The sequence below is a fragment of the Baekduia sp. genome (assembly GCF_035996765.1).
GTDB lineage: Bacteria > Actinomycetota > Thermoleophilia > Solirubrobacterales > Solirubrobacteraceae > Baekduia.
The window spans coordinates 1-9,610 of record NZ_DASYJG010000007.1 but is presented as its reverse complement, the minus strand read 5'-3'; the positions used below and the strand labels follow the sequence as shown (position 1 = coordinate 9,610).

The window sequence follows — 9,610 nt, the reverse complement described above, 5'->3', positions numbered from 1 at the left end:
ATGACCGCGGTGACCTACGGGATCCGCCCGGCGGGCGGGCATCCGATCGGCTGGGGCAGTACCAAGGTGTTGGCCTTGCTCGCTGCATCCGCCGCCTCGCTGATCACGTTCGTCGTCATCGAGCAACGGGTCACCGACCCGATGTTCCGCCTGCCGCTCTTTCGCATCCGCGCCTTCACCTTCGGCACGCTGTCGACGTTCCTGGCAGCCGTCTCGCGGGGCGGCCTGATGTTCATGCTGATCATCTGGCTGCAGGGCATCTGGCTGCCCCAGCACGGCTATGACTTCACCGAGACGCCGCTGTGGGCCGGCATCTACATGTTGCCCTTGACGATCGGGCTGCTGCTCGCCGGGCCGGCGTCGGGCTACTTCTCCGACCGTTACGGCGCGCGCCCGTTCGCCACCGCCGGGATGGTGCTGACCGCGGTCGGCTTCGGGTTGTTGATGTTGCTGCCGACCGACTTCTCCTATCCGGTCTTCGGCGCGATCCTGTTTTTGATCGGCGCGTCGATGGGCCTGTTCGCCTCGCCCAACCGCGCCGCGGTGATGAACAGCCTGCCGCGGCGCGACCGCGGCGCCGGCGGGGCGATGAACCAGACCTTCCAGAACTCGGCGCAGGTGCTGTCGATCGGGATCTTCTTCACCCTGATGATCGTCGGGCTCGCGTCGACGCTGCCGCACACGCTGAGCGCCGGGCTGCAGGCGCACGGCGTCGACCCGGCGACCGCACACAGCGTCGCCGCGCTGCCGCCAGTGTCGATCCTGTTCGCCGCGTTCCTGGGGTACAACCCCGTCCAGCACCTGCTGGGCCCCCACGCGCTCGCCGCGCTGCCGGCTCACGACCAGGCGACGCTGACCGGCAGCTCGTTCTTCCCGCACTTGATCTCAGCGCCGTTTCAGAGCGGGCTGCATGCGGCGTTCAGCTTCGCGATCGTCGCCTGCCTGATCGCCGCTGGGGCGTCGCTGTTGCGCGGCGGGCGGATGGTCGATGAGGGCGAGGACGAGTCGCTTGCCGTCGCGGCGGCGCCGTCCTCGGCCGTCCCCGTTGCCCGGTTCCATCATCGAGAGGAGCAGCATGCAGGTTGAGTGGTACGGCCAGTCCGCCTTCCGTCTGAGCGACGGCAAGGACACCATCTTCATCGACCCGTTCGACGTGGCGATGTTCACGGCGCGCGGGATGCGCTGGGACTACCCGGCGATCGCCGGCGTCGAGGCGGAGTTGCTGCTCGTCACCCACGAGCACGGAGATCACAACGCGATTGAGGTGATTGGCGGCGATCCGGCGGTGCTGCGCTCGAAGGCCGGGACGCACGAATCCCCGATCGGCGAGGTGATCGGGATCGCCTCCGAACACGACGAGGTCGCCGGGACCCAGCGCGGCCCCAACACGATCTTCGCCTTCACCTTCGGCGGGCGCCGGATCGCGCACTTCGGCGACTTCGGCCAAGCGGCGCTGCGCCCCGAGCAGCTCGCGGCGCTGGGCACCGTCGACCTCCTCTTCATCCCGATCGGCGGCGGGCCGACGATCGGCGCCGAGCAGGCCACCGAGATCGCCGTACAGCTGGGCGCGCAGATCATCGTGCCGATGCACTACCGGACCGAGCGCATCGACTTCCTCGAGCCGGTTGACGACTTCGCCGCGCGCGCGGCGCAGATCGAGCGCACCGACGGGCCGGCCTTCGAGGTCGAGGCCGTTGCGGGCGACGGACCAAAGGTCGTCGTCCCCGCGGCGCCGTAAGCCTCGACGCCCCCGCTTCACCGCGGGCGCAGCGCCACCACCGGGATCACGCGCTCGCCCGCACGCCGCTGGTAGGTCTCGTAGCCCACGTAGTTGTCGCAGGCCATCGCCCACAGCCGGTCGCGCTCGGCACCCTCGGCGATCTCCGCGCGCATCGGCACGCGCCGGCCGCCGAGCGTCACCTCGACCTCCGGGCCGGCCTTGACGTTGTGGTACCAGCCAGGGTGCTTGACCGCACCCGCCTTCGAGGCGATGACCACGACGAGCTCACCCTGCTTGGTCGCCAGCAGCGGCGCCGTGCGCTCCACCCCGCTCCGAGCTCCACGCGTGTGCAGCAGGACGATCGGCTGCCCCAGGCCCGTCGACAGTTTGCCGCGTGTCACGGGGATCAGCGCGCGATCGATCGTCGGGAACACGGAGATGAAGAGCCAGCCCCCGAACCGCGTCTGCGCGAAGGCCTGCAGGCCCTTGTCGAGCAAAGACTTCTGAGCCTGCGGCCGATAGTCGCGCATCGGCCGACCCTAACCGCTGCGCGCACCCCCAAAGAGGACCTCCGCCCTATGTCCTCCAATGGACATCCGTCGAGTCGCCCTGAGCGCCCGCCGCCCACCCGCCGATCACCGATGGAAGGACATGACGCCGGCGCCCCACTTCCCGCCCCTGCAGGGCTCGCTTCGCCGCGTCTCCATCACGAGACTCCGCGCTGCATCCGTCGTCGGTCTCGTCACGTACGCCGCGCGCGCGACCCTGTGGCCCGACGGCGGAGGAGCGCTTGGCCACCACGTCTTCGAGGACGCCGTCTTCAACGGCCTCCTCGTCGCCGGCGCGCTGCTCTGTCTCCTGCGTGGCATCTGGATCGCCGAGGAACGCCCAGCCTGGCTGACCCTTGGCACCGGCCTCGCGGCGTGGGCCGCCGGGACGATCCTCTTCTCCGCCAACCCGGCGAGCGTCACCGGCCACGGCTTCCCCACGCTGCCCGACGGCCTTTGGATCGCCTTCTACCCTGCCGCGTTCCTCACGCTCGGCCTCCTCGTCGGCCGGCGCACGCGCCAGTTCTACGCCAGCGTCTGGCTCGACGGCCTCGTCGGCGCGCTGGCCATCAGCGCTCTCGCGGCACAGCTCGTCCTCCCTCCGATTGTCGCCGGCACCGGCGGCGATGCGACCACCGTCGTCGCCGACCTCATCTATCCGCTCGGCGATCTCCTCCTTGCCGCCTTCGTCATCGGCGTCTTCGGCGTCGTCGGCTGGCGCCCCGGGCCCGTCCTCGGCACCGTCGGCATCGGCCTCCTGCTCACCACCATCGCCGACGGCGCCTCGCTTTACGCCTCGGCCACCGGCACCAGCAGCACCACCCTCTTCGACGTACTCTGGCCGGCCTCCGCCGTCGCCCTCGGCTGGGCGGCCTGGCAGCCGACACGCCCGTCGCCCAACGTCAGCCTCGACGGCCGGCGCCTGCTGGTCATGCCGTGGATCTTCGGACTTGCGGCGCTCGCACTGCTCGCCCAGAACATCGTCGGCCCGGCCGTCCACCCGGCCGCGTACGCGCTCGCCGTCGCGACGACGGCAGGCGTGCTGCTGAGGATGAGCCTCACCTTCTCCGAGAACCTGACGCTCGTCGCCCGCAGCCGCGCAGAGGCGCTCACCGACGCGCTGACCGGACTCGGCAACCGGCGCAGCCTGCTGCTCGACGTCGACGACGCCGCCCGCATGGCCGGCCCCCATCAGCGCTACGCCGTCCTGCTCTTCGACCTCAACGGCTTCAAGGGTTACAACGACACCTACGGCCACCCGGCCGGTGACGCGCTGCTCGCGCGCCTCGGCGACCGCCTCGTCGAGACAGTTACCAACAGAGGCCGCGCCTACCGCCTCGGCGGTGACGAGTTCTGCGTCCTGGCCCGCATCGACGACGACACGCCCGACCCGCTGGCCGGCGACGCGATCGCCGCGCTGGCCGAGCACGGCGAGGGCTTCTCGGTCACCACCGCCTGCGGCATCGCCATCCTTCCCGACGAGGCCCAGGACACCAGCGCCGCGCTCGCGCTCGCCGACCAGCGCCTCTATGAGAACAAAGGCCACGGGCGCGCGACCGGTGAGCCCGATGCCACGCGCGAGGTCCTGCTCCAGGTTCTGCGCGAGCGTGAGCCCGACCTCCACGAGCATCTGCACGGCGTGGCAAGTCTGGCGCGCGAGGTCGCGCGCGGCTTCGGTCTCTCGGCCGAGGAGCTCGACACGGTCGTCCGCGCCGCCGAGCTGCACGACGTCGGCAAGGTCGCGGTCCCCGACGCGATCCTGCACAAGCCCGCGCGCCTGGACCCGGCCGAGCGCAAGATCATCGAGCGCCACAGCGAGGTCGGCGAGCGCATCCTCGCCGTCGCCCCCGCGCTGCGGCCCGTCGCTCGGCTCGTGCGTGCGAGCCACGAGCGCTGGGACGGCAAGGGGTACCCCGACGGCTTGACCGGTGAGGAGATCCCACTCGGCGCCCGCATCGTCGCGGTCTGTGACGCGTTTGACGCGATGACGACCAACCGGCCCTATCAGGCGGGGACCGACCCGGAGAGCGCGCTCGAGGAGCTCGTGCGCCATGCCGGGACGCAGTTCGACCCGGCGGTCGTCGCGGTCTTCGCGCGGCTGATCGTCCGGACGCATCGGGTGGCGGCATGAGGCGCGTGCGTCTGCTGTTGGTCGGCGTGGTTGCGCTCCTGGCCTTCGTCGCCCCCGCGTGCGCGGCAGCGGCGGCCTTGACGCCCACGATCACCGAGCACGCGCTCGCTGTGTCGAGCCATCCTGTAGGACTTGAGCCGAGCGCCGACGGGACGCTCTGGATCACCCAGTGGTCCAACAGCGCCATCGGCCGGATGACGCTCGCCGGCGTGACCACGCCCTACACCTTGCCGACGCCCGACGCGCAAGCCACGGCGATCACCACCGGGCCGGACGGCAACCTCTGGGCGGCCGAGAGCCAGGGCAACGCGATCGCCCGCATCACCCCCACCGGCACGGCGACCGAGTTCCCGCTGCCGACCGCGGGCTCGGCGCCCGCGAGCATCGTCACCGGTCCCGATGGGCAATTGTGGTTCACCGAAAGCGCGGGCGCGCGGATCGGCCACATGAAGCCGCCGGCCGGTGCGATCTCCGAGATCACGCTGGCCAGCGGCGCGCAGCCGCAGGGGATCGACGTTGGTGCGGATGGCAACCTCTGGGTGGCACTCGCCGGAGCGGGAGCGAACGCGATCGCGCGGGTGACGCCGGCGGGCACCGTGACGTCGTTCCCTGTCCCAACTGCTGCGGCCAGCCCGTATGCCGTCGCCGCCGGGCCCGACGGCAACGTCTGGTTCACCGAGCGCAGCGCCGGGCGGATCGGGCGGATCACGCCGAGCGGGACGATCACCGAGTTCTTATTGCCGTCGGCCTCGAGCGGGCCGGTGACGATCGCCGCGGGGCCCGACGGCGCGCTCTGGTTCGCCGAGACGGGCGGCAACGCGGTCGGGCGGATCACGGTGGCGGGCGCGGTTGAGGAGTACCCGCTGACGAGCGCGGGCGCCCAACCCGGTGTGATTGCTTTGGGCCCGGACGGCAACCTCTGGTTGACCGAGTCGGGGCGCGACGCCGTGGCTCGGATTACCACCCCGCCGGCGATCGGGACGGCTACGGCTTCCGCGAAGGGCGCCGATCAGATTGATCTGAGCGTCGCGATCGGCGCGCATGCGCAGCAGACGACCGTGAGCGTCGAGTATGGACCGACGGCGGCCTACGGGTCGACCACGCCCGTGCGGGTCTTCAACCCGGTGGGGAACGCGCCGGTCGGCGAGAGCTGGTCGATCACCGGGCTCGACGGCGGCGTCGCGTACCACCTGCGGGTAGTCGCCTCCAACGCCACGGGGATCGTGCGCGGGCCGGACGTCGTGGTGACGACGGCGCCCGGGCCGACCGTGGTTAGCGGGACCCCGCTGGCGAAGTCTCCGGGCACCGGCGCGGCCCCATCGATCCTCAAGAGCCCGCTGAAGGCGCCGGTGCTCGGCGGCGCGCGGAAGATGCCGGCGGCGACGCTGGTCGGGACTGCTGTGGTGCGCGTGGCTGGTGGTCGGGCGCCGATGACGGTGCGCTGCCCTGGTAGCGCGGTGGACGGGTGCCGCGGGACGATCGTGCTCCGCGCGGTGCCGAAGGGGTCGTCTGGCAAGACCAAGGCCACCGCCCGCGCGTCGCGCTGCGCCCGCGGCTGCCGCCCGCTGGGCCAGGCCAAGTTCAAGGTCAAGGGCGGCAAGCGCGGGCGCGTGTCGGTGAAGCTATCGGCTGCGGGCCGGAGCGCCGTGGCGCACGGGGCGCGCGTGAAGGCGCGCGCGACCGTGACGACCGTGATCGACGGCAAGTCGATGGTGACGACGCGCACCGTCACGCTGCGCTCGCGGTAGCCGGCACGCCGGTACGCTGGCGGAATGGAGCAGACGGACGCAGGGGATCTCGTGAAGGTCGCCGTGGGCAATCGGGAGATCGACGGCATCGTCTTCGACGCCACGGGTGGTGCCAAGGTCGTCGTCGCGGTCGTCGACCGCGAGCGCGGCCCGGTGATGCGCACCGTCGAGTTGAAAGCCTTGACCGAGCGCGGTGAGGCGGGGCCGGATGACCGGGCACTGCAGATGCTGATCCGGCGGACGCCGTCTGGCGTCCGAGGCGCGGCGCGTGGTGGCGCGGGCCCGAGTGGCGCGCGGGCGGGGCACAAGCGCGCGTCGATGCATCGCACGACGGGGAAGTAGGCTCGCCCGGCTGGATCCAGCAGCATCAGCGCAAGCTTCTTTAGACGTCACGGACGCCGCTCCACGCCCCGAGTTGGATTCGAACCAACGACCTGCGGATTAGAAGTCCGCCGCTCTATCCAGCTGAGCTATCGGGGCAGGCAGACATGAATCTTGCCAGGTCCCGAGCCGTGCCGGCAGGGCTTCCGCCCGAGGTGGCTGACGCTCCTTGAGCATCCATCGCGCCGTCCGCCGCCAGGCAGGAGATCCACCAACCTCAGCGCGTCATCTCCGACTTGTTGCTTGCGCAGTGGTCGAGGCCGCCCCACGCGGCGGCCTCGACCCTCTCTCTGACGCCAACGGGCCCGGTCCTTCAGGATCAGACCAACACCAGTGGTTACTAGTCCCTCATAGTCAGGTTGAGGTTAGTGCTGGCCAGAGTCCCGGTGACCGTCAGAGCGGAGTTCGGAGCGCCCGGGATGCCGTGCGCCACCGTACCCACCGCATTCGTGTACGTGACCTCGCGGCCCGCGTTGCTCCAGCTACCGTTCTCCAGACTGCCAGTCACCCTGGCAGAGATCGGGGTCGGACACGCCGTCCCGTTGCCCGGAGTGTTCTCGAACGTAACGGTCACGTGGACGTTGTGGATAGTCAGTTGGCAGTCGTGGTGTTAGTGATAGTCCACGGCAACGTACCAGCCGTCGGAGCGGCAGTTGCAGTGCAGTTGACGGCCAGAGCAGCGGCTTGACGGTGCATCAGCTACAAGTCCGCCGGGAATCATTGGTTAGATGTGCACCAGCGTCGGTAAGCATCGTCCACGTCAGCAGATTAGCGGCCCTGACGCCTCGAGCGCCATCGCGGCCGAACGGACGACCGGCGATGCAGCGACAGCGTGCCCACCGACGCCGGCCCATACGAGCCGCCCGGTCGACATATCCAGCTGAACCGTCGGGCCGGAGACCTCATCTCCTTTTTGACAAGGTCTCATATAAAGCGCCTGGCAGGCTCGAGCGAGAACATCGGGACAGTGATCCGTTCGCACCAGCACCGGCTTACGTGAGCGACGGCCTTGCGGAGGCGTCGAGGCCGCCGACCACGGCGGCCTCGACGCTCACTGATACCGATAGGTCAGGTCACAAGCTACGGCCAGCGACCAAGTGCTCCTAGTCGCGCATAGTCACATTGAGGTTAGTGCTGGCCAGAGTCCCGGTGACCGTCGCAGCCGAGTTTGGAGCGCCCGGAATGCCGTGCGCCACCAAGCCCGGCGCGTTCGTGTACGTGACCTCGCGACCCGCGTTGCTCCAGCTTCCGTTCTCCAAGTTGCCAGTCACCCTGGAAGTGATCGGGGTGGCGCACGCCGTCGCATTACCCGGAGTGTTCTCGAAGTGAAGGGTCAGGTCGACGTTGTGGATAGTGATATTGGTAGTCGTGGTGTTAGTGATAGTCCACGGCAGCGACGCCGCCGTCGGAGCGGCAGTCAAAGTGCAGTTGACAGACAGCCCCGTTCCCATGCAGTTCAGGAACCCCGCGCTAGTGACAATCGCATCCGAAGAGCTCCTGATGTCAACATCGAACGTCGCGACCGCACACGTCGAGCCGGCACCGGCCGCCGTGGTGAACGAGAGACGGTTGGCGGCATTGGACGAATCAAGGACCGTAGTCGCCGGGAACGCCCCACCCGGATCGACAAACCAGCTGGCTGCCGACGCCACCCCCGGCAACGCAAACGCACACACCGACAGAACCCCGACAAAAGGTAAAACGCTCTTCTTCGAGAACCTCTTCATCATAAAACTCCTTGTGAGTCCCGGCGGCAACGCCGGGATAAATGGCTCGGTCCCTCCAGCGCCAGCCTTTACTGAGCGACGCGCCTCAGGACCGCACTTGACAAACGGTCTGCCACCGCCACGATCCCGCGACAACAACAGACCAACCAACGCGCTCGAAAACTCGAGCACGACTCCTTCCCCTCAAACACAGACGTCAGCGACACAACACCGATCGATCCCAACCAGACCAACAATCGGCCACAACCAGTAATACGCACCAATCCCGACACTGTCAACCGTCTCAAATCACTGTCATATGAGACGGAGAGACGAATATGGATCGCGCAGAACACAAAACCCCTGCAAGCGCCCGGCACCGAGCGCGCCACCAGTCTGTGGCCGCAATCGCTCAGTACCTGTGCCCGCTGGCACAACGGGCGTCACCCAAAATTCCGGACCCGGTCCGTGGGCGGCCAGGGGTGCCACCGCATCAGTTGCCCAGGCTCTACCGGTCGCAGTGCCGGTCTCCTGGAGTTCCCCCGGCTTGGTGGACGCCTTGATCTACCCCTGAAATCGTGGAGTCGGGTTTCTGAGATCAGCCGACGTTGATGGGGTGTTGGTGTAGGTCTTCGAATTCGGTCGGGGTCAGCATATTCAGCGAGCTATGCCGGCGCCGGGTGTTGTGGAATAACTCGATGTAGTCGTGGATAGCGGTCGCGAGCTCGATCCTGGTCTTCCAGCTCTGGCGATTGAGCAGTTCGACCTGCATCCGGTCCCAGAACGACTCGACCATTGCGTTGTCGTAGGGGCTCCCGACGGCTCCCATCGATGGGGCCAGCCCGGCGTCGCGGACGTTCTGACTGAAGGCCCAGGACGTAAATTGGACACCGCGGTCGGAATGTATGACGAGGCCGTCGTTGCCGTTGCGCCGGCGGATGGCCATGCCGAGCGCGTTGAGGACTAGCGTGGTGGTCTGGGTGCTGTCGATCGACCAGCCGACGACGAACCGCGAGAACGCGTCAAGCACGACGCAGCAGTAGATCTTGCCCTCGCGGGTGGGATGCTCGGTGATGTCGGTCATCCACAGCAGATCGGGGCGATCGCGGGCGAAGTCGCGACGCACGAGATCCAGCGATGTGACCTTGGCGATCCTCGAGCCCCTCGGTAGCCGGCGGGTCGGCAGGCCTTTGATACCCAACTCGCGCATGATCAACTGCACGGCGTTGCGCCCCTGGAGTTCCCCCGGTTTGGTGGACGCCTGATGGCTGAGTTTGCTCAGCCCGAGAGGATGTCTGTTGATGCCGAAGATCCCGCCGTATTCCGAGGCGTTTAAGCGCGAGGCGGTGGAGTTGTTGCGCAGCAGCGGCCGGCCC

General features: G+C 68.6%; 8 protein-coding genes and 1 tRNA gene. 5 read left to right on the top strand and 4 right to left on the bottom strand.

What is annotated here, in order from left to right; translation table 11 throughout:
• Positions 1-1,086: MFS transporter (locus VGO10_RS01040; protein ID WP_327464238.1), on the top strand; the 1,086-nt coding region annotated here is incomplete at its 5' end.
• A complete protein-coding gene (locus VGO10_RS01035) occupies positions 1,076-1,738 on the top strand; it encodes an MBL fold metallo-hydrolase (protein ID WP_327464236.1) in 663 nt (220 codons plus the stop codon). The genes VGO10_RS01040 and VGO10_RS01035, both read left to right, overlap by 11 nt.
• A 17-nt stretch (positions 1,739-1,755) precedes the next feature.
• Here VGO10_RS01035 and VGO10_RS01030 read toward each other — a convergent pair whose 3' ends face one another.
• Positions 1,756-2,250, bottom strand: a complete 495-nt coding sequence (locus tag VGO10_RS01030) for a nitroreductase/quinone reductase family protein (RefSeq protein WP_327464234.1) — start codon at positions 2,248-2,250, stop codon at positions 1,756-1,758.
• Positions 2,251-2,308: 58 nt separating this feature from the next.
• On the opposite strand from VGO10_RS01030, the gene VGO10_RS01025 reads away from it, so the two are divergent.
• The 3 genes from VGO10_RS01025 to VGO10_RS01015 are packed head-to-tail and all read left to right on the top strand — an operon-like array spanning position 2,309 to position 6,489.
• Positions 2,309-4,399, top strand: coding sequence for an HD domain-containing phosphohydrolase (locus tag VGO10_RS01025; RefSeq protein WP_327464232.1), 2,091 nt, complete (start codon positions 2,309-2,311; stop codon positions 4,397-4,399).
• A complete protein-coding gene (locus VGO10_RS01020; RefSeq protein WP_327464230.1) occupies positions 4,396-6,147 on the top strand; it encodes a virginiamycin B lyase family protein in 1,752 nt (583 codons plus the stop codon). Before VGO10_RS01025 ends, VGO10_RS01020 begins: the two co-directional genes overlap by 4 nt.
• 24 nt (positions 6,148-6,171) lie before the next feature.
• Positions 6,172-6,489: a hypothetical protein gene (locus tag VGO10_RS01015; RefSeq protein WP_327464228.1), complete on the top strand. Its 318-nt coding sequence runs from the start codon at positions 6,172-6,174 to the stop codon at positions 6,487-6,489.
• A 64-nt stretch (positions 6,490-6,553) separates the two neighbouring features.
• Here VGO10_RS01015 and VGO10_RS01010 read toward each other — a convergent pair.
• The 3 genes from VGO10_RS01010 to VGO10_RS01000 form a co-directional block, all read right to left on the bottom strand.
• Positions 6,554-6,627 (bottom strand) — tRNA-Arg (locus VGO10_RS01010).
• 1,004 nt (positions 6,628-7,631) lie between these two features.
• On the bottom strand, positions 7,632-8,258 hold the full coding sequence (locus VGO10_RS01005; RefSeq protein WP_327464226.1) for a hypothetical protein: 627 nt from the start codon (positions 8,256-8,258) through the stop codon (positions 7,632-7,634).
• A gap of 574 nt (positions 8,259-8,832) precedes the next feature.
• Positions 8,833-9,610: IS3 family transposase (locus VGO10_RS01000; protein WP_327464224.1), on the bottom strand; the 778-nt coding region annotated here is incomplete at its 5' end.

Coding starts and splice junctions, on each gene's coding strand:
- VGO10_RS01035 (WP_327464236.1), top strand. CDS start 1,076: ATGCAGGTTGAGTGGTACGGCCAGTCCGCCTTCCGTCTGAGCGACGGC.
- VGO10_RS01025 (WP_327464232.1), top strand. CDS start 2,309: ATGGACATCCGTCGAGTCGCCCTGAGCGCCCGCCGCCCACCCGCCGAT.
- VGO10_RS01020 (WP_327464230.1), top strand. CDS start 4,396: ATGAGGCGCGTGCGTCTGCTGTTGGTCGGCGTGGTTGCGCTCCTGGCC.
- VGO10_RS01030 (WP_327464234.1), bottom strand. CDS start 2,250: ATGCGCGACTATCGGCCGCAGGCTCAGAAGTCTTTGCTCGACAAGGGC.
- VGO10_RS01005 (WP_327464226.1), bottom strand. CDS start 8,258: ATGATGAAGAGGTTCTCGAAGAAGAGCGTTTTACCTTTTGTCGGGGTT.
- VGO10_RS01015 (WP_327464228.1), top strand. CDS start 6,172: ATGGAGCAGACGGACGCAGGGGATCTCGTGAAGGTCGCCGTGGGCAAT.